Below are 23,478 nucleotides of genomic sequence, written 5' to 3' on the forward strand. Positions count from 1 at the left end.
GAAGCTTGCTTCTCCCTTACTTTACAAAATTCACATTTACATCATGAGCTAGATTGGGAAGCCTAACTATGAAAATCAAAATGAAACTAAATTCTATCATCCCGACATTTGTGACAGTTGTACTGTTATCTCTTGGGATGTCTCACTCGGCTTACGCGTCGAAGTGGGATGCAAAAATGACACCTGACGAAGTTGAAGCCGTTCTAGATAAGAAATTTGAAGAAGGCAGCTATTCTCCTAAAGGTGCTGATTCTTGTTTAATGTGTCACAAACGTTCTGAAAAAGTCATGGATATCTTTAAAGGTGTTCACGGCGCTATCGAATCGTCAAAAAGCCCAATGGCAGGTCTTCAATGTGAAGCATGTCATGGTCCTATGGGTAAACATAACCGAGGTGGTAACGAGCCAGTTATCGCATTTGGTCCAGACTCTACTCTATCTCCAGAAAAACAAAACAGTGTTTGTATGGGCTGTCACTTAGATGATGACCGTATGTCTTGGAATATGAGCCATCACGACAATGCTGATGTTGCTTGTGCTTCTTGTCACAGTGTTCATACCGCTAACGACCCTATTCTGTCTAAAAAGACTGAAATGGAAGTGTGTACTAGCTGTCATACACAACAAAAAACAGATATGAATAAACGTTCAAGTCATCCTATGAAATGGAATCAAATGACTTGTAGTGATTGTCATAATCCTCATGGAAGCATGGCTGATTCAGACCTGGTTAAACCAAGTGTGAACGAGACTTGTTATTCATGTCACGCTGAAAAACGTGGTCCTAAGCTTTGGGAACACGCGCCTGTAACTGAAAACTGTGTAACGTGTCATAACCCACATGGTTCAGTGAATGAAGGAATGCTAAAAACTCGTGCTCCACAACTTTGTCAGCAATGTCATGCCAGTGATGGCCATGCAAGCAATGCTTACTTAGGGAACACAGGTATGGGTTCTAATGTTGGTGATAATGCCTTTACTGGTGGCCGCAGTTGTTTAAATTGTCATAGCCAAGTACATGGTTCTAACCACCCTTCTGGCAAATTACTTCAGCGTTAAGGATGTACGACTATGAAATTTAAACTGAATATTATCACCTTAGCGTTAGTAGCCAATGCAGGATTTGCAATGGCTGCCGATGGATACGGTGTAGGCAGTGCCAATACTGACAAAGTAAAATTCGACAAGTGGGTTTGTAAAGGTTGCGCCGTAGAAACTGGCGTAACAGGCAGTGTTGGTGTTGGTGTTGGTTACAACAGCGAAGATGACATTCACTCAGCTAATGCATTTGGTAGCGACAATGAGTTTGCACCTAAATTAGATGCTGACGTCAATTACATTGGCGAGTCTGGTTACCGCGCTAAAGTTGAAGCGACTGATTTAGGTCTCGATAATGGCCGCTTAGAAGTGAACGTAGGCAAATTAGGTCAATACAACTTGAACCTAAACTACCGCTCTATTGCAACTTATGACTCAAACAGTGTCGTATCACCTTACCAAGGTATTGGTGGTTCAGACTTAACTTTACCTGATAACTGGCAAACAGCTGGCTCTACTGACGGTATGACTGAGTTATATAGCAGCCTTAATCCGTTTGAGCTCTCACTAAAACGTGAACGAGCTGGTCTTGGTTTTGAATACCAAACCGAGTCTATGTTTACCACTTACGTTAATTATCAGCGTGAAGAAAAAACCGGTACTAAAACAGCTTCTGGTAGCTTCTTCAACCAATCAATGATGATTGCTGAGCCTGTAGATTACACAACAGATACCATTAATGCGGGTATTAAGTTTAGCGGTAATAACTGGTTCACTAGCTTAAACTATGATGGTTCTATCTTTAAAAATGATAATGCCCAATTAAGCTACGACAATGCCTTTAACCCAACGTTTGGAGCTCAAACGCGCGGTTATATGGCGCTTGACCCAGATAACGAGTCACATATCGTGTCGCTACTTGGTCAATATACTGAAAACGGAACTGCGGTAAGTGGTCGCTTGATGTTTGGTCAAATGAGCCAAGATCAAGACTTAGTGACATCTGGCTATGGTTACAGCGTACCAACAGAGTCTATTGATGCGAAAGTTGACTTAACTGGAATGACACTGAAAGCCGTTTCACGTATCAATCGCAGTGTGCGTGTTTCTGGTAGTTACGACTACTCTGACCGCGAAAACAACACTAACATTGAAGAGTGGACTCAAATCAGCATCAACGATGTAAATGGTCAAGTGGCATACAACACGCCATACGATCAAACAACACATCGCGCCAAAATTGCAGCTGATTACCGCATTACTCGTGGTATGAAACTTGATGGTGGTGTTGATTACAAGCGTGATGAGCGCAGTTATTCTGAACGTGAAATTACTGAAGAGAGTACCCTTTGGGCTCGTTACCGCGTTAGCAGTTTCGAAAAATGGGATATGTGGGTAAAAGGTAGCTTTGGTAACCGTGACGGTTCTGACTACCAAGCCTCAGAGTGGACTTCATCTGAAAATAACGACTTGTTACGTAAATACTATCTAGCAGACCGTGACCGCACTATGGTTGAAGCCCGTGTTAGCCATACCCCTATTGAAGCATTAACGGTTGATTTAGGCGTTCGCTATGCACAAGATGACTACACTGATACTGAAGTTGGCTTAACTGAGTCAAAAGACACCAGTTACGATATCAACATTAACTATATGTTTAATGCAGATGTCATGCTGAACGCATTCTATAATCACCAGGTTATTGAATCACAGCAATCAGGTAGCAGCACGTTCTCAGGTCCAACTTGGCAAGCAGATATCGAAGACAATATTGACGTAGTGGGTGCTAACTTAAGTTATAACAACTTAATGGATAGCCGCTTACGTTTAGGTCTAGATTACACTTACTCTGAGTCAGACAGTAATACTCAAGTTCGCCAAGGTGTAACCGGCGACTACGGTGATTACTTCGCCAAAGTGCATAACGTTAATTTATACGGTCAATACCAAGCCACTGAGAAAATGGCTGTACGTTTAGATTATAAAATTGAGAAATACTTAGATAATGATGCAGCAAATGACATCGCGCCTGATGGCATTTGGAATGTAATGAGTTTTGGCAGTAACAGCCATGATTACACAGCTCACATGATTATGCTAAGCGTTAACTACAAGTTATAAGCGCTAATTGATAAATTAAAAGCCTGCATTTATGCAGGCTTTTTTGTTACTGCGATGCACATAATCGAGTAATTTATGTGACTTTTTGTGCCCAAATTCGCATTTACCAATAAATAACTTCATATTGCTAAATTAACAAAAGCTATTCTAAGCAATGTCCATTAAAATTCTGTCAAAGTGAATAATTAGACTTAACTTATCATGCAAAAAAAGCCCCTAATATTATCTGGTATAACCATGTCTTTTCTGGCCTTGCCAGCCTATGCTTCAGGCACAACCATTGCCAATGACAGCATACTTATTTTAATCGCCTTGATGGCGTTTGCATTTATTAATGCCATCGTACAGGCTTGCTGCTATTTTTCAGGTCAATACGTACAAGCTTCTTTTAGTCAAAAGCACGTCACTGTGTCGCTTTTAGTACCCATTGCAGCGCTGATTGGCTTTATTATGCAATATGAATCATTTGCCCAGTTTGTGCTTTATTTAGGCGCGGTAGTGTTATCAATCGGTACAGCGTTAATTCCGATGCCGCTGACTAACAAGAAACCTCCTTCTCGATTCTCAGCGTTAATTTTACTAACGGGTGCAATTGTCATATTACCGCTAAGTATTATCGTTGCGCCTATCAGCATATTCTCAATTGCTTTATGTCATATCGGGCTCAAGCAATCTGAAGTGCCACCATTTGCTAAGTTCGCAACTGTATTGACTTTAATTACCAGTTACGGTTTATTGTTTTATTGGCTTTATCAATTAATTAACCAATTAGCGGGTTAATATAAAACCGTATTCTAGAGTGAACTATGTATGTAATTGACAGTGCAATCGCCAACAGGATTGTAGATAGAACCATGAAAATCATTGGGCACAACATCAATGTGATGAATGCCCAGGGAGTCATACTAGGTTCAGGCTCTAACGAGCGTATCGGCGCTATCCATGAAGGTGCGTTACTGGCAATTAGTCAAAACCGAAATGTTGAAATCAACCAAGATATTGCCCCGAGTTTACACGGGGTAAAATCTGGACTTAACTTGCCTTTGCATTATCAAGGACAAATTGTCGGTGTCATCGGTATTACGGGTAATCCCTGTGAATTAGCTCAATACGGTGAGCTACTGAAAATGACTGCCGAAATGATTGTTGAGCAAGCCAACTTGCAAGATCAATTGCAATGGCAAAATAGACAAAAAGAAGAGTTCATCCTGCAGCTCATTCGAGCAGAAGATAAAGATGTGGATCAGTTAACCCACTGGGGACACCAATTAGGGATTGATGTCACTGTCGAAAGAGTCGTCGCCATTATCGAAATCGAATCAGTAAACCAGCAGCAAGTTCACAACAACCAAGCCCTAAAGCAAATAGTCCATTTATTGCAGCATCCAGACCGCGATAACCTCATTGCAATGACTTCACTCAATCAGCTGGTTATTTTAAAGCCAGCCTACCTTGACGGAAAGCGCTGGGACCCTGAACTTGAAAGTCATCGTATTGATAAGCTATTAAAACGCATTCCCGCCAATATGGAGTTGAAACTCAACATTTCTTTGGGCCATTTCTTTATTGGTATTGAAGGCATTGCAAAATCTTATCGCACAGCAAAAGAAACACTCGCAATTGGTAAAAGTTTAAACCCTGAGCGCAGTAAATATTTATACGAAGATTATGCCTTACAAGTTATCTTCACAGGCCTTAAGCAACATTGGCAAGGTGATGCCCTTTCAGCCCCTTATTTAAAGCTAATAGATGCTGATAAAAATGGTGTACTGCAAAAAACCTTATCTGTATATATTCAGCATATTGGCGATCATAAACAATGTGCTGAAGTCTTATTCATCCACCGAAATACCCTGCGCTATCGCTTAGATAAAATTCAACAAATCACTGGTACTAACTTGCAAGAGTTTCACCACTTACTCAATTTATATCTAGGTCAGATAATGCATCAGACCTGATGTTTCAAAGTTTATTCCCTAGCAAAGACAATACAATGAGTTAATGCCACCCCATTAAATAGAGCGTATTGTGCACATGCACAATAATAAATCTCTAATTACACCAAAATCTGCCCTTTTGCACAAAGACTAAATTCAGCAAGTTTTCAATAATACGCCTACAAAAACAACATATCTTTATACCCTGACCAGAGACGTTATCATGAGCATGATCTTGATATTAATTGGCGTAATTGCATTTATTGTTATTGCGACTTCAAAATTTAAATTACATCCTTTTTTAACCCTTATTTTGGCTTCTTTTTTAGCCGCTTTTGCTTATGGGTTACCCAGTGCCGACATAGCTAAAACCATAACCAGTGGTTTTGGCGGCATATTAGGCTACATTGGTCTGGTTATTGTTCTTGGTACCATCATTGGTACGATTTTAGAAAAAAGTGGTGCAGCCATCACCATGGCCGATGTAGTGATTAAAGTGCTAGGGAAACGTTTCCCAACATTAACTATGTCGATTATTGGCTATATCGTTTCTATCCCCGTCTTTTGTGACTCAGGTTTCGTCATTTTGAACTCGCTTAAGCAGTCAATGGCTAACCAAATGAAAGTGTCCAGTGTTTCAATGAGTGTGGCGCTAGCTACGGGCTTATACGCCACTCATACATTCGTCCCACCAACACCAGGCCCTATTGCCGCAGCAGGTAACTTAGGCCTCGAAAACCAGCTGGGATTAGTCATTGCTATTGGTGTATTCGTTGCCGCAATTGCAGCACTTGCTGGTACTTTATGGGCTAACCGATTTGCAAATGAGCAACCTGATGGAGAAGGCGCTACCGAATTAAATGATCAGCTTGAAGACTATGAAACCTTAAAGCAAAGCTATGGCGAACTGCCTAGCCCAACAAAAGCTTTTGCACCTATCTTTGTACCTATTTTACTGATTTGTTTAGGTTCAATTGCAAACTTCCCATCTGCCCCCTTAGGTAAAGAAGCGCTTTTTGATATCTTGATGTTTTTAGGTCAGCCAGTTAATGCCTTAATGATTGGTTTACTGCTAGCAATTCCGTTATTAAAGAGTTCAGACAAAATTAAAGAGTTCAGTGAGCGTATCAGCCAAGGCTTGGTGGTTGCTGCGCCAATACTATTGATTACAGGTGCAGGTGGTGCATTTGGCGCAGTACTAAAAGCAACTGAAATTGGTACCTTCCTTGGTAGTAGCTTATCTGCTCTTGGTGTAGGGATCTTCATGCCGTTTATCGTTGCAGCAGCGCTAAAATCAGCCCAAGGTTCATCTACCGTTGCATTAGTGGCCACTTCTGCATTAGTTGCACCACTACTAGGGGATATTGGCCTAGCAAGTGACATGGGACGAGTATTAACGGTAATGGCCATTGGTGCAGGTGCAATGACTGTATCTCATGCCAATGACAGCTTTTTCTGGGTGGTTACACAATTTAGCCGCATGAGTGTTAAACAGGCATACCGTGCCCAAACAATGGCAACACTCGTTCAAGGCTTAACAGCTATGACCTTGGTTTACATTTTAAGTTTAGTACTGCTTTAACCCGCTATTGTTATCCATTCTAGCCACCCTTAATTGGGTGGCGTTTTAGTCAATTTTAAACACGAGATTTGATATGAAAATAGTCATCGCCCCTGACTCGTTCAAAGAAAGCCTGAGTGCATTAGGAGTTGCTAATGCTATTGAGGAAGGATTCAAACAAATTTTCCCCAATGCTGAGTACTGTAAAGTGCCTATGGCTGATGGCGGCGAAGGCACTGTACAAGCTATGGTAGATGCGACTGGCGGCAAAATGGAAACTCTCCAAGTCACAGGGCCTGATGGACAACCGGTTAAAGCGCAATATGGCATACTAGGAGCCACCGACGGCATCGCTGGTAACATTACTGCAGTGATCGAAATGGCTGAAGCTTCAGGTTTACACCATATTGAACGTGATCGCCGTAATCCCATGCTAACCACTAGCTATGGAACAGGCGAACTTATTCGTGATGCACTTGATAAAGGTATTAATCATATCATTTTGGGTTTAGGCGGCAGTGCCACCAATGATGGTGGTGCTGGTATGGCACAAGCATTAGGGTTTAAACTCAATACCATTCAAGGCACATCTATCGGCTATGGGGCGGCTGGGCTTAGTCAATTAGCCAATATCGACAGTTCAGCAGCTCACCCTCTTATTGCAAGTTGTAAAATTGAAGTCGCATGTGATGTCGATAACCCACTATGCGGTACTAATGGCGCATCAGCAGTCTTTGGCCCGCAAAAAGGGGCAAGTCCTGAAATGGTATTAGAGCTAGATAAAACTCTTAATCACTTTGCGGCAATCATCAATAGTACTACTACGTTACAGCTTGCTGATGACATAGCATCATATCCAGGTGCAGGCGCTGCTGGCGGCATGGGTTTTGGCGTAATGACTTTACTTAATGCTAAGCTTCAACCGGGCGTCGACATTGTCATTAGGACTGTGAAGCTTGCTGAGTTAATGCAAGGCGCAGATATTGTGATTACTGGCGAAGGTCGGATGGACAGCCAAACCTTAAGTGGTAAAACGCCAATGGGCGTGATGCAACAAGCGTTAAACCAGCAGATCCCAGTAATTGGAATTGCAGGCTGTTTAGGCCAAGGCGCCGATCTGATTTTAGAAAAAGGCATGACCGCGATATTCCCAATTATCCCTGCACTGGCTCCATTAGATAATATTTTAGCTGATGCCCATGAAAATCTGGTCAATACCGCTCAAAATATCGCCGCAACGTTAAAACTATCGTTGTAAAACAGCCCGTTTGTAGCAAAAACTTGCTGACCAATAATCCATGAAGTAAAGTTAGCCCTCATAATTGCCAAGAAGACACTTAAATTTTTAGTGCTTCTTGGCTGAAAAATAAAAATGATGGCACGATTACATGACCGCAAAGAACTACCGACAAGCCCAAGCATCAGAAGCTAGCCTTCTACGAATATTTACCATTCCAGAAGATGCTGAATCAACGCTGAGTATTATAGAGCAGAAACTTTCTGAAGACTTAGCAGGCTTTTTAGGTAACAGTATTGCGGCGCTAGAAAAGCCATTATCGTTAATCGAACAAGATTTTCGTGCATACCAAATTCCAGAGTCTCCTAGATTTGTTTCTGATTACACTGATGAAATCATGAAAAATCTAGTCGCGCACTCAGTTCATACTTCAGCGCCGAGCTTTATCGGCCATATGACTTCTGCCCTACCATATTTTGTCTTACCGCTGTCAAAAATGATGGTGGGCTTAAATCAAAACCTAGTCAAGATTGAAACCTCTAAAGCTTTCACTCCACTTGAACGTCAAGTGCTCGGCATGATGCACCATTTGATTTTTGATCAAAGTGATAGTTTCTATGACCAATGGATGCACAGCGCGAATTATTCACTGGGAGCATTTTGTTCAGGTGGCACTGTAGCCAACATTACCGCCTTATGGATAGCTCGAAACCAATTGCTCAAAGCAGATGGTAACTTTAAAGGCATTAACCGTGAAGGTTTACCCCGCGCATTAAAACACTATGGATATGACGATTTAGCGATTCTAGTGTCAGAGCGTGGTCACTACTCGATAGGCAAAACAGCAGATTTATTAGGCATTGGCCGTGACAATATTATCAGTATTCCAACCAATGCTGACAATAAAGTTGATGTAGAACAAATGCGTCAAACCGCAGCTAAACTCACAGCAAATAACATTAAAGTCATGGCAATTGTTGGCGTTGCAGGCACTACCGAAACCGGTAATATTGATCCATTAACTGAACTTGCGCAGCTTGCTGCAGAATTACAATGCCACTTCCACGTTGATGCTGCATGGGGCGGAGCCAGTTTATTATCAGATAAATACCGGTATTTGCTGAGTGGAATTGAGCTCGCGGATTCGGTCACTATTGATGCCCATAAACAAATGTATGTTCCTATGGGAGCTGGCATGGTGTTATTTAAAGACCCAGAACTTGCCCACGCTATTGCACACCATGCTGAGTACATACTTCGTGTTGGCTCTAAAGATTTAGGTAGTCAAACCCTAGAAGGCTCAAGACCGGGTATGGCAATGCTGGTCCATGCCTGCTTACAAATTATCGGTAGTGATGGTTATGAAATACTAATCAACAATAGCCTTGAGAAAGCACGTTATTTTGCTGACAAAATTCACCAACACTCAGATTTTGAACTTATCACCGAGCCAGAACTTTGTATTTTGACTTACCGATATGTTCCGAAAGAAGTTCAGATATTCATGGCCGATGCCATCAATAAAAATGATACTGATGTCATTGCAAAATGTAATAAGTTGCTTGATGGATTAACTCAATTCATTCAAAAACATCAACGTGAGCAAGGTAAATCTTTTGTTTCCCGTACCCGAATCAAACCTGCAAAATATCATCGACAAGCAACAACCGTATTCAGAGTTGTATTAGCAAACCCATTAACCACACATGAAATACTGAATGCTGTTTTACAAGAGCAAACTGAGATAGCAAAACTTGATAAAAAGTACTTGCCGAAGTTAATTGCGCTTTGTGAATGATAGCGCTTTGTATTTAACCTTAGCGAAGAGTTAGCACTCCCTACATAATCCAATAAAACCAGCCAATTGGCTGGTTTTATTATCTCAAAATCTACTTACTAGTCTTGAAAAATAAATCTTAACTTTCAACATGAGTAATGCTAAGAATACGTTTCCTCTATATCAATTGATTGGGGAATATAGTCAGCTGGTTTTAAACCAAATAGCTGAGGTAGTGTCACCCCTAAAGCAATAGATGAACTCGTGCCGCACACTATGCCTACAAATAAAGCGATAGAGAAGCCTTGTAAACTATCTCCAGCAACAAGCCATAGACTTGAAACCGTCACAAGTGTGGTACCTGAAGTCACTAATGTTCTTGAAAAAGTCGCCTTAACGGCTTCGTTAATAATAGGTTCAGTTTGCCCGTTAGGGCGCATACGCATTAATTCTCGGACCCTGTCAGCAATAATAATCGAATCATTTAATGAGTAGCCCAGTACCGCTAATAACGCAGCGAGTACGGTCAAATTAAACTCTATTTGCAATAGCGAAAATACGCCCAAAACAATCACAACATCGGTCATTAACGCAATAAGCGCTCCTGACGCTAAACGCCAATCAAAGCGCATACTGAGATAAACCATAATTAACAACAAACAGGCGATAATTGCCAAACTGCCTTGCTCAACCATTTCTTGTCCAACTTGTGGCCCAACAATACTATGACTATCGACTTGAACATTCTGACTAATTGGCGCTAGTTGCTCTGCTATTCCTGTATCAAGTTCACCATCATGGCTATAGCGAATAATCCACTGGCCACTGTCACTGCCTTTCATCACTTGCACATCTTGAGTGAGCTCTTGATCTAAATGAGCCTTGATTTGATCAGCTTGTAAAGCCGCATCGACTCGCACTTCAGCAACAACGCCACCAGTGAAATCAAGCCCCCAGTTAAATCCCTTAAACGCGACTAACCCTAACGACATCACTAACAAAAACAGTGAAAAACCTGTCATGATAAAACGAATTGTGGTCAACTTACTGCTAGTCGTTTGATTTGATAAATTATCTGCTGATTTTTTCATTATATTTTTACCATGCGACGTTTATCACGTCCCCAAATGAGATTAATAATGGCTCTTGAAAGGAAAATGCCTGTAAACATGCTTGTTAGAAGCCCTAAGCCGAGTGTCAGGGCAAAGCCTTGAATAGGCCCATTACCGATTGAATAAAGCGCGATCGCCACAATCATAGTGGTTAAATTCGCATCCCAAATAGATGAAAAAGCACTATTAAAACCGCTGTTAATGGATTGAGCAAAGCTATAACCTTGCTGCATTTTGTCTTTGATTCGTTCAAAAATCAGTACGTTAGTATCAACCGCCATGCCGACAGTCAGTACTAAGCCCGCAATACCTGGCATAGTCAGAACAGCCCCAGGAATTAAGGCAATCAAACCCACCAGCATGACAAGATTGATACATAATGCAGAATTAGCCACCCAACCTAATCGTCGATACCAAAAGGCAATAAATGTCAGTGTGAGACCTAAACCTAATGCTAAGGCTGCAAAACCACTTTTAACATTTTCAGCGCCTAGGCTTGGGCCAATGGTTCGTTCTTCTACTATGGTGACAGGCGCCGTTAAAGAGCCTGCGCTCAATAACATAGCCAATTCTTGTGATTCTGCTAAATTGCCACTACCTGAAATCATAAAGCGATTACCTAGGTGCGCTTGAATAGTCGCGACACTGATGACTTTACTTTGCTCAACACTTTCGCCATCTTTTCCTTGGCTGAACTCGTTATAGAGCGTCGCCATTGGATTTCCGATATTATCCCGCGAGAATGAAGATATTTTTCTACCACCAGCTGAGTCCAATGTCAGGTTAACTTGTGGCATGCCCATTTCGCCGATGCTAGCTCTAGCATCAATGATATGTTCACCACCCAAAATCGCCCTTCTGTTTAAATGCACTGGCCTGCCGCTTTCATCATCTACGGTCATCGCCATTGGTGAGAGCGGTTCGGCTAAAGCATGGAAAGATAAAGACGCAGTTGCGCCAATCACATTTTTTGCTGTTGCAGGGTCTTGAACACCAGGTAGCTCGATGCGAATTCTAGTTTGACCTTGGCGCTGAACTGAAGCCTCAGTAATCCCTAAATGCTCAATACGGCTGCGCATAATTTGCAGGTTTTGAAGAACGGTAGTACTACGCAATGCATCACGCGCTTCTTCAGTTTGCGTCATGACCAAGGTGTTACCATTCACGCTGCGTTGCCACTGAGGAAATTCTTCTCGCGCACTTGCAATCCCAGCTTGTAAATCAACACTATTTCGAAAGTTAAGCTGTACTTTGCCATCAACATGACGACCTTGAGAGCCTCTGACCATGGTTCTAAATTCATCAATGACCATTTGTCGATGGGCGTGATACACAGGTTCCATATCAACATCCAATAAAAATTGGACCCCACCACGCAAATCCAATCCCAATTTAATTGGATTAAACCCCAAATCAGTTAACCATTGAGGCGCATCAGACTCCATAGCCAAAGCAACAACAACGTTATCTTTTTCTAAGTAAGATTCCATCGAAGATTTGGCAGCAGATTGTTGATTAGGATCGCTCAACACTACAGTTATTTTATCTTGGGTTTGGGTAACGTAGTTTGTCGAAATTTCTTCACTATTTAACTGTTTAACAAGTTGAGATATCTCAATTTGACTATCTCTAGCGTTAATATGTAGAGCTGCATTTTCGCCATAAAGCGACGGTAATGCGCTAAGAAACATCATTACAATACTAATAAGCAGCACGATGTATTTCCAAGTCGCAAAGCGATTAATTGGAGCTTGAGGTGTTTTTTTATTCACGTTTTTATTCTCTGTTAAGAATGAATCCGTGCACTTGAGACCTAGTTAAAGCCAATGAGACTTAACTCTTGCGAGATAAACTCGAAAGACATCAACTCAAACAGGTATGTCCAAGGACACAATAAATTAGCCGTAAGTCGGCAATCAATAATTTATGCTGAATAACAGAGGGTTAACTAAAACGTATGTGATGGTGGCTATAAAGGCTATTACCGTCTTTCCAGCCTGACAGGCGAGAAACGGCACTAGATAGCTGGCTAGTCCAGTGAGTAGAGAATTTAGGTTTTTCTATCGGAGCGATATATCGATTGAATATAATCGGCTCGAAAAAAGCGATTTGTAGAAAATAATTAGGTCTTGCGCCTACGCCTGCACGATTGTCACTGCTGACAACCCGTCGAATATCATTAAAAAAGTTAATATTGGTTAACTCACCAATAAGCGGTTGTTCTTTCTCTTTAGAGAAATGCTTAGACTTAACCTGATTATTAACTAGATTGGAAACAACATTCTGGCTTTGAGTTTGCAACAGCTGTGGTTGCAACAGCTGAGTTTGATTCGCTTGAGCAGTATTTGAGCCATAAGCTTTTGCATTATCAGTAGACGATATGATGCTTAAAGCAATTGAGTCACCTGAAACACAAGTCGACATATCAGTCTTAACTAGAGCTGTATTATTTTGTGTTTGAGTCTCATTTAGTTGCACTTGTGCAAACGCTGAGAAAGAACTCATCGATAGCAGTAACAAAAAAATGATTTTTAGACGCTGAAACAACAAAATATTTTCCAAGCTCAAATATGAAATTTGATTATATGTTGAATTGTATCAATCCACATACCAATAAATATATTCGGAGTACCCTAGAACTTTCAAGAAACAATTTTAATATTAATTTTCAGTAGTTTGAGTGATTATTAATTTTAATTAACAAGGCCAACATTTGATAATTAAGATACAAACTTATATTGAAGTGTTCTTTCTAAAACTAAAGCCCGCTATTTTTTTAATAACAGGCTCTTTCGATAATTATGGTGGAGAGATTGGGGTTCGAACCCAACAATGAGACGCTACAAACCAATTGGCAAATTTCCAGAATACATAAAGCAAAAAGCCCGCTATAAAATAGCCAGCCTTTCTTAATTTGACGGAGACCTAAGACTTTGAACCCTACATTGAGACGCTACAAACCTTTTAAAAATCTTTCCAAATATCTCAAATTTCAAAAAGCAAAAAGCAAAAAGCCCGCTAATAACTTAGCGGGCTTTTCTTAATATGGCGGAGAGATAGGGATTTGAACCCTAGATGGGCTACAAACCCATGCCGGTTTTCAAGACCGGTGCATTCGACCACTCTGCCATCTCTCCGAACGCCGAGAATAATATAAGTATCAGGCTCACTTGTAAACATGATTTTTTAAAAACTTATTCAAATGGTCATCAAATAGTCTTTTTAGTTATTATTTGAGCAAACCGAGTAAAAACCTTCTTTAAAGTAAATTAAAAACGGTCATAAAACCTATAAATAGCTAACTGATAGAAGAATCATTTCAATAATATGACGATATAGTGTGCTAAAATCTTTTTAATTATTTCTAACACTTGTAGCTATGACCACAACTTTGATCCCAGCCTCGCAACTTGCGCCGCAGTTTACCTTGCCTCAATCTTTACCAAGTACTGTTTATTTAAGTCACCTTTTACTTGGCCAAGAACGTTGTACAGATGCATTTAACTTAATGACAAAAATTGACAATCAGCACCTTTACCTCGCTGATTTTGCAAGTATCGATCGTAAGTTATTTTTTAAAGCTTTAGCTGGGCAAGCGGACACACCATCAGACTCATATTTAGTCGCTACAAAAAGTCAAAACGATAATCAAGATTTAAGTTTCCGCTGGCAAACTGAGCTACCTTCAGCAAACGTTGGAACTATAGCCAATCAAAACCAGCTTTACAGCTATATTAGTGGTCAAATTCGCCGTGCTGATTTAATTGGTAAAATGCAAAAAACCGATAAGTCGAGCCAATATAAAGCTGGGATATTAGCTTCGAACCATTTTGTATTTATTGATGTAGAGTCACTTTGGAAGCGCGAAGGGTTGTGGGAATTTGTGATGCAAATTCTTGAGGATGGTTTTTACCGCATCAACAGTGAACTTGCTCCAATTCCACTGAATTGCAAAATTATCCTTGTCGGCTCTGCCAATTTGTTTACTCATTTACGAACTGAAGACCGAGTATTTTTCAAATACTTTCCGCTACTCGCCGAAGTAAATTCAGAATTAGACTTAACCAAATACTCAGAGACTCAATATTTACAATGGCTTGTAAGTTTGGCCAATGAGTATGATGTTCAATTGGAACTATCTGCTTTAATGCCTTTATTTTGGTATAGCTCGAAGCTCACAGAGCATCAGCAGCGTTTAAGTTTATCAATGCTGCAAATAGCCCAATTACTCACCCAAGCAAAAGCAGTCACCAATACTAAGTCGGTTAGCGCGTCTACCCTATCTAAAGCACTAGTCAATATTAAAAAACGTCATGACAGTTCTGAAATTTACGCTGCGCAAAACTTTGCTGATAATTTCATTAATCTGCAAACATCGGGTGAGATGATAGGCCAAATAAATGGCTTAACAGTGATTGATACCCAAGATGCCAGTTATGGCGAACCAGCCAGAATCACAACCACAGTGCATTATGGTGATGGTGAGGTCATCGATATTGAAAGAAAATCTGAATTAGGTGGCAATATCCATACAAAAGGCATGATGATCTTATCAGCTTCTTTGTATCGTATTTTCGGCCGTGACGCCCCATTGCATTTAAATGCCAATATTGTATTCGAACAGTCTTATCAAGAAATTGACGGAGATAGTGCCTCACTTGCTGAATATTGTTGTTTAATGTCAGCAATTGCAGAGCAACCGATTAACCAAGCTTTTGCGATCACAGGTGCACTAGATCAATTTGGAAACGTTCAAGCAATTGGTGGTGTTAACGAAAAAATTGAAGGCTTTTTAAACTATGTCAAAGCCGTGGCCTAAATGGTGAACACAGTGTCATTATTCCAAAAGCTAATGTGCTGCAATTAAACCTTGAGCCAGAAATCATTGAAGCTATCGATAAAGGTTTATTCCATGTCCATGCAATAGCGCATATGGATGAAGCGATCACTTTGCTAATGCAAATTAATGCTGGTGAGCGAAATGAAGACAATGATTTTCCTGAGAAATCTTTGTACGGACTCGTCCAACAACGATTAGAAAAAATGGCTGGTCAGGATGACGATGATATAGAACCGTCATTTTTACAAAAAATATTAATAAAATTACGAATAATATAGTGATCGGAGTTGTTTAGCTTACACGTGTTCGCTATCTTGTCAGCCTACTCAACATTAAGTGGTAATATTTTAAATGGTAAAAGCTAACAGTTTCACTAAAGAAGAGTTAATCGCATGCGGTAATGGAAGCCTTTTTGCGCCTAACTCACCTCGCTTACCTGTCGATAATATGTTGATGATCGACCGTATTACTAAAATTAACGAAAACGGTGGTGAGTTTGGTAAAGGCGAAATCGTAGCAGAACTCGATATTACTCCAGATCTATGGTTTTTTGATTGCCACTTTAATGGCGACCCTGTAATGCCTGGTTGCTTAGGCTTAGATGCAATGTGGCAACTCGTTGGATTCTATTTAGGCTGGGAAGGTGCTGAAGGTAAAGGTCGTGCTCTAGGTGTTGGCGAAGTCAAGTTCACTGGTCAAGTATTACCAGAAGCTAAAAAAGTCACTTATAAACTAACTTTGAAGCGCAAAATACACCGTAAACTCGTTATGGGTATTGCTGATGCAGTCATGGAAGTCGATGGCCGTGAGATTTACTCTGCTACAGATTTAAAAGTGGGTATTTTTAAAGATACGTCGACCTTCTAAAGTTGCTATCAGCAAAGTGTAGATTAATAATTTAGTGGTAAATTCAGTCTTAGAAAAATAGTTTGAATTATAGAATTTGTAATCTGTGGTATGGCATATAGCTGTTTGAATAGTGTTGCTGAATATAAGTCTGGAAGTGGAAGTAAAAACCAGACTTAATATCTTTAAATTTTAGTATTGTAGATACTGCATAAAGTCTTTCTTAAAAGCCCTCACTATTCGTATGAGGGCTTTTTTGTATTTGGACAACACCTATTCCTATTTATTAAACAAACCGCTTAAACGGCCATCAACACCTTCACGCCACCCGCCTAACCATTGTGATTTAGAATCTAAAGTACCATATGGACAAAGTTCTTTTGAACGTCCCGCAATTCCCGCTTGGAACCCTTTAGAAAAAGCTCTATCTAATCGATCTCTTTTTTGTCTTTTCATTAACACTTCCTCGTTTTGTTAATTAAGCCCATTGAATAGTGACTTCATCAATGGCTTCAACATAAGAAATAGGCGATTTTTCACACAAGATCAATGTCGATTTATGACAAAATTATGCATTTTTAATTAAAGTATTGAGAAAAAAGACAAAAAAAATCGAGGAATAAACCTCGACTTTTTGTTTAAAAAATGCTCCCCCTACTTCAGTTTACGACGACGTAACCAAAGTAGCGGTAAACCTAATAACCAGGCAAATGACGCCGCACCTTGACGTTCATATGGCTCATCATCGACTAAGTCAGACTCTGTACAGGCTTCTTGATTGCCCGATGCAGGTTTAAGCACAACCATGCGTGTAAGGAATGATGTAAGAGGGTCGCCATTCCCATCAATCTCAAATAAAGGCGTACCATTCTCACCTAAAATCAAGTTACCTTCATCATCGTATTGGTATATTGGTTTACGAACGAATGCTGTACCTACAATCGTGCCATCTTCATTAATGCTGTTTGCTTCAACAACATAAAATTCAGCGCCATAGGTCAAGATTGAGCCATCACCATCAATCACTTCAATTTGATGACGAGCCCACTCACCATCTTCATCTTGCACGTAACCTTTCGATTCACAAGTTAAGTTGTCATTGATGTTGATAAACTCGTTGTCGTTCATGTTGAATAAGAAACCCGCTTTAGGGCGTGGCTTCTCTTTATCATAAGTAACTTCAATATTACCCACAACTTGCCCAGCATTATTGATTGCTTTTGGCTTGCTGGTTAAATCCGACAATCCATCTTGAAAATCATCAGGTACGACAATTTCAGCTGCTGGATCGTTAATGTCGTAGTAAAAGAATTTCTCTCTTAAATAACCACTGATGTATTTTTGAAAACTACCCACAACAATACCGTTATCGTTGATATCATAAGCTATTGAGCTATAAACGGTATCACTGAAGATGTCAGGATCAATCCAATTATATTCGTATTCACCCGTTGTGGTGTTTTTCTGCCAGTACGAAGCATCTTGGTATAAGTCGTCTTTTTTACCGTTACGATAAGTGTGAGAACGACCCACAACTACACCGTCATTATTAATACCTAAACCTTGAGCAATATAATTTAATGTCGAATCTTCATCAGGTGTTAAACCAAGAGGCAATTCAACAATATTGTCTTCAGGAATAGTATTATCTGCTTCTATTTGCCAAACATGTGCACGAGTTTGGTAAGAGATATTACGACGTCCATTTGAAGGATACTGATCTGCCTGAACACAAATTTCCACCGGTACTGGAAACTCAGCATCTTCATTTTCACTAGCATCGATACAATCATCAATTCGATCAGCACTGAACTCAATAATGTCGGTACTTGCATAACCTGCAACTAGATTATTATTGTTAACTGCGGCAGCGGCTGACCAACCACCTAGCTCAACTACAAAGTCATCTTCTTCACGAACATAGGTTTCATATGAAGGCTTAAGCTCGATTTCTGTGCCATCAGCTGTAACTGCTACACCGCGTAATTCGAAATCGCGATAATACCAAAACTCTTGATCTTCATCAGTGCCTTCATAATCGATAGTTTTTTCTGGCGCGGTATAAGAACCAACTTTTACGTCAGTGTCATTCATACCATAGAAAAAGGTATCAACTGAATTGATGATTAACTCGCCTTCATCATCAACATCTGTAGGCGCCGTAGTGCCATTAATACTAAAGAAATTAGGATTCCATGGAGATTCAGCGTCATTTTCTTCAGCAGTAAAAGTAAAATTATTGGCAATAATCGGTAAAAAAACCGAATAAACAATAGTTTCTTCAGGCGCAATACCGTCTTCAACGTCAATAACACCATCGTCATCTTCATCGTCAACTGATAGCTTTTTCTTGCCTTTGGATACACCGACTAGTTCGTCGTTAGCATTTACGCCAAGTGCATAACCACGGCTGGTGCCATCGACATTACCTTTAAGGTCAAAATCTTCGATGTTTACAATTTCATATACTGGAGCAGCATGAACACTTCCGATAGCGCCAAGCACACTCAAGGCAACGACAGATAATGCCTTATCAAACTTCGACTTCATTTTATTTCCTATTTTTATTATGCGCTTACTTCAATGACTCGAGTTCTTCCCAACGTTCAAAGCAAGTATCCAATTCTTGTTCTTTTGTCGCCAATGCTTGCAGCACTGAATTGACAGTATCTTGTGGCTGGCCATAAAAGTCAGCTGAAGCCACAGTTGTTTGTAATTCTTCTACTTCTTGTTCTAACTTCTCCATTTTACTCGGCAACTGGTCGAGTTCGCGTTGAAGTTTGAACGATAATTTTTTTGGTGCATTCACTGCTGCTTGTTTAGGTTTTTCAGCCTTAGTTTCAACAGGTGCTGATGGTATGACAACAGATGTGGCGTCAGGTTCCTCAGAATAAAATTTAGCTCCCTGAGATACAGCATCATTGTAACCGCCAACATACTCGTGCCAGCCACCATTACCTGCAAACCACCAACTACTTGTCACCGTATTATCAATAAATTCACGGTCATGGCTTACAATCAGTAATGTCCCTTGAAAATCAGTCAGTAGAGACTCTAACAATTCTAAGGTCTCAACATCAAGGTCATTGGTTGGTTCATCAAGAATAATCAAGTTTGCAGGTCGTAACAGCAAGCGTGCAAGCAACAGACGGTTTTTCTCACCGCCGGATAATGCTTTAACAGGTGTTCTCGCCCTAGCTGGCGAAAATAAAAAGTCTTGTAAGTAGCTCAAGATATGACGATCTTGGCCATTAATTGTCACAGTACTTTTACCGTCACCGACGTTTTCTTCAACCGTTTTTTCAGGATCAAGTGCTTCACGGTATTGGTCAAAGTAAGCCACCTCAAGTTTAGTACCTACTTTCACTTCACCTGATTGCGGTGTTAGCTGCTCAATCAATAGTTTAATTAAGGTAGATTTACCACAACCATTTGGTCCGATTAAGGCGATTCTATCGCCACGCATCACGGTTGAACTAAAGTTTTTAACCAAGTCTTTTTCAGGCAGGTTGTAATTGATATTTTTAATATCGAATACCAATTTACCTGAACGCTCAGTATCACTGACGTTCATCTTCGCATTGCCTTGACGATTCAGACGTTCGCTGCGTTCGCTTCTTAAGGCTTTTAAGGCTCGAACGCGGCCTTCATTACGAGTACGGCGCGCTTTAACCCCTTGTCGGATCCAAGCTTCTTCTTCGGCAAGCTTCTTATCGAAGTGCGCATTTTGCTCAGCTTCAACGCGCAGCCACTCTTGCTTACCTTCTAAGTACATTTTGTAGTTACCAGGCCATGACGTTACAACGCCGCGGTCTAAGTCAACAATGCGAGTCGCCATACGATGAATAAAGCCACGGTCATGGCTGACAAAGACAATTGCGCCTTTGAAGTTAAGCAAAAACTGCTCTAGCCATTCGATGGTATCAATATCGAGGTGGTTAGTAGGTTCATCAAGTAACAATAAGTCAGGTTCACTAACTAAGGCGCGGGCTAATGCCACTTTACGTTGCCAGCCACCAGATAACTCATTGAGAGGCTTATCTGGATCGAGGCCTAATAATTCACAATTTTGAATAATTCTTGAATCAAGTTGCCAGCCATTATTATGATCAAGTGACTCTTGCAAGCGAGTCATTTGATTGAGCATTTTCTCCATTGCTTCAGGCTCAGCCGTTGCAACGTCATGAGAAAGCTGATGATAACGTTCTAGTTGTTCACCAATTTCTTGAAGCCCCGCTGAAATATACTTATATACTGTCCCTGTTTCAGCTTTAGGTGGATCTTGTTGCAAACGACTCACTGTGACATCAGATGCAATATTAAATTCACCATCATCAAGTAACACATCACCTGATAAGACTTTCATTAAACTTGATTTACCTGCGCCATTTCGGCCCACAATACATACACGCTCACCAGGTAAAATAGTGAAATCAGAATTTTTCAATAATGGTGTGTAACCATAGGCTAACGAACCATTATTAATACGAACTAGACTCAAACGACGCTCCTAATAAAATCAGTTAACTGTTCGCCATCAAATGGCCAAAACAGTTCTTTATCACCCATCACTAACACCGGAATAGAAATGCCATAACGTTCAGCTAATACTTCGTCATCACAAATATCGATATGTTGATAGCTCATGCCTAATTGCTCAACCAAGGATTGAGCGATTTCACACAGATGACACCCATCTGTGTGATACAAAATTAAACCTGAGGTTTCAGTCATGGTGTTAGTTAACATATTACTACTCGTCATGGTTTAGCTGCTGTAAGGCGACTTAGCATGAGTGATTAACCACGTGTTATGGATGTGTGGATTACGCTTATAATCCAATGGTAAGGTTTGGTTATCAATGTTCTTTATGTCCATTTTATACTGACTTAAAAGGTTGATATCCATCTTAAATTTACGTTTGTTATTTGAGAAAATTATTTCACCAGTCGGGCTTAACAATTTAATCAAATCAACTAAGAGTGCTGCGTGATCACGCTGAACATCCCAGCTATCTTCCATACGCTTAGAGTTAGAGAAAGTTGGCGGGTCAATGAAGATTAAATCGAACTGTTCGTTACAATCTTTAATCCATTGAATGCAGTTAGCTTGTTCAAACTGATATTGTCTAACGTTGAGGTTATTTAGCTCAAAGTTTTCTTTAGCCCAAGCAAGGTAAGTATTTGACATATCAACAGTGGTCACTGATTTTGCGCCGCCAAGTGCTGCATGCACTGATGCACTACCTGTATATGAGAACAAGTTCAGTACGCGTTTACCCGCTGACTTTTCGCCAACTAATTTACGGGTTAAGCGATGATCTAAAAATAAGCCAGTGTCTAAATAGCCTGTTAGGTTTAGTTTAAAGCGGGCATTATATTCTTGAGTAATGATCTCAAGCTTTTGCTCATCAATTTTTTGATATTGATTAGCCCCTTTTTGACGCTCACGGGTTTTTAATGTGACAAGCTCAGGATCAATACCTAACGCATTCGGAAGAGATAACAACACATCCGTTAAACGGCGCTTAGTTACAGCTTCAGGAATTGTCGAGGGTGCTGAATATTCTTGAATTACAACATGGTCGACATATTTATCAACCGCAACATTGTACTCAGGCAAGTCAGCGTCATAAATACGGTAGCTATCGATACCCTCTTTTTTAGCCCACTTAGTCAGCTGCTTCATGTTCTTTTTAATGCGATTAGCAAAAGCAGGTGAAATATCAGCAATATCGACGCCTTCTGGCAGTACTGGCGCTTCGCGGCGAGTACTTTTAGCATGCAGAGTATAAAGATTAAAACCACATTCAAGTGCGCCGTTAAACATCTTCATTTGCTTATCAGCTTTTAGCTTCAATGCAGACAATAATTCAATGTCACTACATAGCATGGCAATTTTCCAGCCACCGAAGTCTTTCTTAAACTTGTCACCCAGCTGGTAATAAAGCTGCAGTAATTCAGTAATACTGCCTAAACGCTCACCATATGGCGGGTTAGAAATAAGGAAACCGTCTGCAACAGGCGGAGTCACATTTAGCGCATCCGATACAGAAAACTCAATTAAATCTGCAACACCGGCATTTTCCGCATTCTTTTTGGCTAAAGCCACTAAGCGTGAATCGATATCTGATGCAAAGAACTTAATCGCGCAGCGAGTCTTACCTAATGAAGCTCTCGCGTGTGCTTCATCTAAAATTTGATGCCAAATAGTTTCATCGTGCTCAAGCCAATGCTCAAAACCAAATCTTACACGTTGTAAACCGGGGGCAATGTCCGCAGCCATTAATGCAGCTTCAATAACGACGGTACCACTTCCGCAAAAAGGGTCTAATAGCGTAATAGGATTTGCTTGCCAGCCACTTCGAGCCAACATGTTGGCTGCAAGGTTTTCTTTTAACGGCGCTTCACCCGTTGTAGAGCGATAACCGCGTTGGTGTAAAGAAGGACCAGAAAAGTTGATCGACATGGTGAGTTGATTATTTCGGTAATGAGCATCAATTCTAAAATCAGAATTAATACGCTCTACGTCTGGGCGTTCTTTACCATCATCACGAAAACGGTCAACTACCGCATCTTTGATTTTCAATGCACCAAACTGGGTGTTATTGATAAATCCACCAGTACCATGGAAATCGATACCAAATGTACTGTTGTTAGAGAAGTGAGAAGGCCAATCGACAGCATAAGCTGCGTTATAAAGTTGCTCGGCAGATTCACAAGCACCTTTATAGATAACCACGACAATGCGACTAGCAAGGCGAGACCATAATGTAATTCGGTAGGCGAGTTCTATTGGTGCAGAAAAATACACACCAGCGACGCTTTCCTTAACATCAGTAGCACCAAACTCTTTAAGCTCATTAGATAAGCTATATTCAAAACCCTTAGGGGCAGCAGCAAAAAAATTTAACATGGAATCGCAGTCATCATCTCACAGGTATAATTAAGTCGGCATTATATACCTAAACCAAATCTCAAGTGTGAAAATGTCACTGAAAAGCATAAATT

General features: G+C 40.5%; 16 protein-coding genes, 1 tRNA gene and 1 pseudogene. 9 read left to right on the forward strand and 9 right to left on the reverse strand.

The genetic code is table 11. From position 1 onward, the window contains the following. Positions 1 to 137 precede the first annotated feature (137 nt). From AC0L4E_RS11440 to panP, 7 genes are all read left to right on the forward strand, one after another. Positions 138 to 1,058 carry a DmsE family decaheme c-type cytochrome gene (locus AC0L4E_RS11440; RefSeq protein WP_473681624.1) on the forward strand — a complete coding sequence of 307 codons (921 nt, stop codon included), beginning with the start codon at positions 138 to 140 and terminating at the stop codon, positions 1,056 to 1,058. Positions 1,059 to 1,070: 12 nt separating this feature from the next. After that, complete coding sequence (locus AC0L4E_RS11445; RefSeq protein ID WP_473679279.1) at positions 1,071 to 3,158, forward strand: MtrB/PioB family decaheme-associated outer membrane protein; 2,088 nt, start codon at positions 1,071 to 1,073, stop codon at positions 3,156 to 3,158. A gap of 237 nt (positions 3,159 to 3,395) precedes the next feature. Beyond that, a complete protein-coding gene (locus AC0L4E_RS11450; protein WP_473679280.1) occupies positions 3,396 to 3,938 on the forward strand; it encodes a hypothetical protein in 543 nt (180 codons plus the stop codon). A gap of 26 nt (positions 3,939 to 3,964) precedes the next feature. Further along, positions 3,965 to 5,116 (forward strand): sugar diacid recognition domain-containing protein, encoded by a 1,152-nt coding sequence (locus AC0L4E_RS11455; RefSeq protein WP_473679281.1) that lies wholly within the window; start codon positions 3,965 to 3,967, stop codon positions 5,114 to 5,116. Between the two features lie 202 nt (positions 5,117 to 5,318). Next, entirely contained in the window at positions 5,319 to 6,677 is a 1,359-nt protein-coding gene (locus AC0L4E_RS11460; RefSeq protein ID WP_473679282.1) for a GntP family permease, read from the forward strand. A 73-nt stretch (positions 6,678 to 6,750) separates the two neighbouring features. Continuing rightward, positions 6,751 to 7,914: a glycerate kinase gene (locus AC0L4E_RS11465; RefSeq protein WP_473679283.1), complete on the forward strand. Its 1,164-nt coding sequence runs from the start codon at positions 6,751 to 6,753 to the stop codon at positions 7,912 to 7,914. Between the two features lie 130 nt (positions 7,915 to 8,044). Further along, positions 8,045 to 9,691, forward strand: a complete 1,647-nt coding sequence (gene panP, locus AC0L4E_RS11470) for a pyridoxal-dependent aspartate 1-decarboxylase PanP (RefSeq protein WP_473679284.1) — start codon at positions 8,045 to 8,047, stop codon at positions 9,689 to 9,691. 140 nt (positions 9,692 to 9,831) lie between these two features. On the opposite strand, the gene secF is transcribed toward panP, so the two are convergent. From secF to AC0L4E_RS11490, 4 genes are all read right to left on the reverse strand, one after another. Continuing rightward, positions 9,832 to 10,761, reverse strand: a complete 930-nt coding sequence (secF, locus tag AC0L4E_RS11475) for a protein translocase subunit SecF (RefSeq protein ID WP_473679285.1) — start codon at positions 10,759 to 10,761, stop codon at positions 9,832 to 9,834. After that, positions 10,761 to 12,554, reverse strand: coding sequence for a protein translocase subunit SecD (gene secD / locus AC0L4E_RS11480; protein ID WP_473679286.1), 1,794 nt, complete (start codon positions 12,552 to 12,554; stop codon positions 10,761 to 10,763). Before secD ends, secF begins: the two co-directional genes overlap by 1 nt. A gap of 172 nt (positions 12,555 to 12,726) precedes the next feature. Continuing rightward, the gene (locus tag AC0L4E_RS11485) at positions 12,727 to 13,287 is read right to left on the reverse strand and encodes a hypothetical protein (protein WP_473679287.1); all 561 of its coding nucleotides are present in this window, start codon (positions 13,285 to 13,287) and stop codon (positions 12,727 to 12,729) included. A gap of 541 nt (positions 13,288 to 13,828) precedes the next feature. Then, positions 13,829 to 13,919 (reverse strand) — tRNA-Ser (locus AC0L4E_RS11490). A gap of 242 nt (positions 13,920 to 14,161) precedes the next feature. Between AC0L4E_RS11490 and AC0L4E_RS11495 the strand changes: the two are divergent. Next, positions 14,162 to 15,900 (forward strand): annotated as a pseudogene (locus AC0L4E_RS11495) (AAA family ATPase). 73 nt (positions 15,901 to 15,973) lie between these two features. Beyond that, on the forward strand, positions 15,974 to 16,489 hold the full coding sequence (gene fabA, locus AC0L4E_RS11500; protein ID WP_285162932.1) for a bifunctional 3-hydroxydecanoyl-ACP dehydratase/trans-2-decenoyl-ACP isomerase: 516 nt from the start codon (positions 15,974 to 15,976) through the stop codon (positions 16,487 to 16,489). Positions 16,490 to 16,747: 258 nt separating this feature from the next. Here the strand turns inward: fabA and rmf are convergent, their stop codons facing one another. The 5 genes from rmf to rlmKL all read right to left on the reverse strand — a co-directional run bounded on the left by rmf (position 16,748) and on the right by rlmKL (position 23,383). Then, positions 16,748 to 16,924, reverse strand: coding sequence for a ribosome modulation factor (gene rmf / locus AC0L4E_RS11505; RefSeq protein ID WP_102528615.1), 177 nt, complete (start codon positions 16,922 to 16,924; stop codon positions 16,748 to 16,750). 198 nt (positions 16,925 to 17,122) lie between these two features. Next, a complete protein-coding gene (locus AC0L4E_RS11510; protein ID WP_473679288.1) occupies positions 17,123 to 19,018 on the reverse strand; it encodes a DUF3466 family protein in 1,896 nt (631 codons plus the stop codon). Between the two features lie 25 nt (positions 19,019 to 19,043). Beyond that, positions 19,044 to 20,969 (reverse strand): ABC transporter ATP-binding protein, encoded by a 1,926-nt coding sequence (locus AC0L4E_RS11515; protein WP_473679289.1) that lies wholly within the window; start codon positions 20,967 to 20,969, stop codon positions 19,044 to 19,046. After that, positions 20,966 to 21,232 (reverse strand): glutaredoxin family protein, encoded by a 267-nt coding sequence (locus tag AC0L4E_RS11520; protein WP_473679290.1) that lies wholly within the window; start codon positions 21,230 to 21,232, stop codon positions 20,966 to 20,968. Before AC0L4E_RS11520 ends, AC0L4E_RS11515 begins: the two co-directional genes overlap by 4 nt. Before the next feature lie 3 nt (positions 21,233 to 21,235). Further along, entirely contained in the window at positions 21,236 to 23,383 is a 2,148-nt protein-coding gene (gene rlmKL / locus AC0L4E_RS11525; protein WP_473679291.1) for a bifunctional 23S rRNA (guanine(2069)-N(7))-methyltransferase RlmK/23S rRNA (guanine(2445)-N(2))-methyltransferase RlmL, read from the reverse strand. Between the last annotated feature and the right edge of the window lie 95 nt (positions 23,384 to 23,478).

The sequence above is a fragment of the Shewanella sp. GJ50-10 genome (assembly GCF_055808815.1).

Excerpts from the sequence above, each read along its gene's own strand:
- AC0L4E_RS11440 (WP_473681624.1), top strand. The coding sequence starts at position 138 with ATGTCTCACTCGGCTTACGCGTCGAAGTGGGATGCAAAAATGACACCT.
- AC0L4E_RS11445 (WP_473679279.1), top strand. The coding sequence starts at position 1,071 with ATGAAATTTAAACTGAATATTATCACCTTAGCGTTAGTAGCCAATGCA.
- AC0L4E_RS11450 (WP_473679280.1), top strand. The coding sequence starts at position 3,396 with ATGTCTTTTCTGGCCTTGCCAGCCTATGCTTCAGGCACAACCATTGCC.
- AC0L4E_RS11455 (WP_473679281.1), top strand. The coding sequence starts at position 3,965 with ATGTATGTAATTGACAGTGCAATCGCCAACAGGATTGTAGATAGAACC.
- AC0L4E_RS11460 (WP_473679282.1), top strand. The coding sequence starts at position 5,319 with ATGAGCATGATCTTGATATTAATTGGCGTAATTGCATTTATTGTTATT.
- AC0L4E_RS11465 (WP_473679283.1), top strand. The coding sequence starts at position 6,751 with ATGAAAATAGTCATCGCCCCTGACTCGTTCAAAGAAAGCCTGAGTGCA.
- panP (WP_473679284.1), top strand. The coding sequence starts at position 8,045 with ATGACCGCAAAGAACTACCGACAAGCCCAAGCATCAGAAGCTAGCCTT.
- secF (WP_473679285.1), bottom strand. The coding sequence starts at position 10,761 with ATGAAAAAATCAGCAGATAATTTATCAAATCAAACGACTAGCAGTAAG.
- AC0L4E_RS11485 (WP_473679287.1), bottom strand. The coding sequence starts at position 13,287 with ATGAGTTCTTTCTCAGCGTTTGCACAAGTGCAACTAAATGAGACTCAA.
- fabA (WP_285162932.1), top strand. The coding sequence starts at position 15,974 with ATGGTAAAAGCTAACAGTTTCACTAAAGAAGAGTTAATCGCATGCGGT.
- rmf (WP_102528615.1), bottom strand. The coding sequence starts at position 16,924 with ATGAAAAGACAAAAAAGAGATCGATTAGATAGAGCTTTTTCTAAAGGG.
- AC0L4E_RS11510 (WP_473679288.1), bottom strand. The coding sequence starts at position 19,018 with ATGAAGTCGAAGTTTGATAAGGCATTATCTGTCGTTGCCTTGAGTGTG.
- AC0L4E_RS11520 (WP_473679290.1), bottom strand. The coding sequence starts at position 21,232 with ATGACGAGTAGTAATATGTTAACTAACACCATGACTGAAACCTCAGGT.
- rlmKL (WP_473679291.1), bottom strand. The coding sequence starts at position 23,383 with ATGTTAAATTTTTTTGCTGCTGCCCCTAAGGGTTTTGAATATAGCTTA.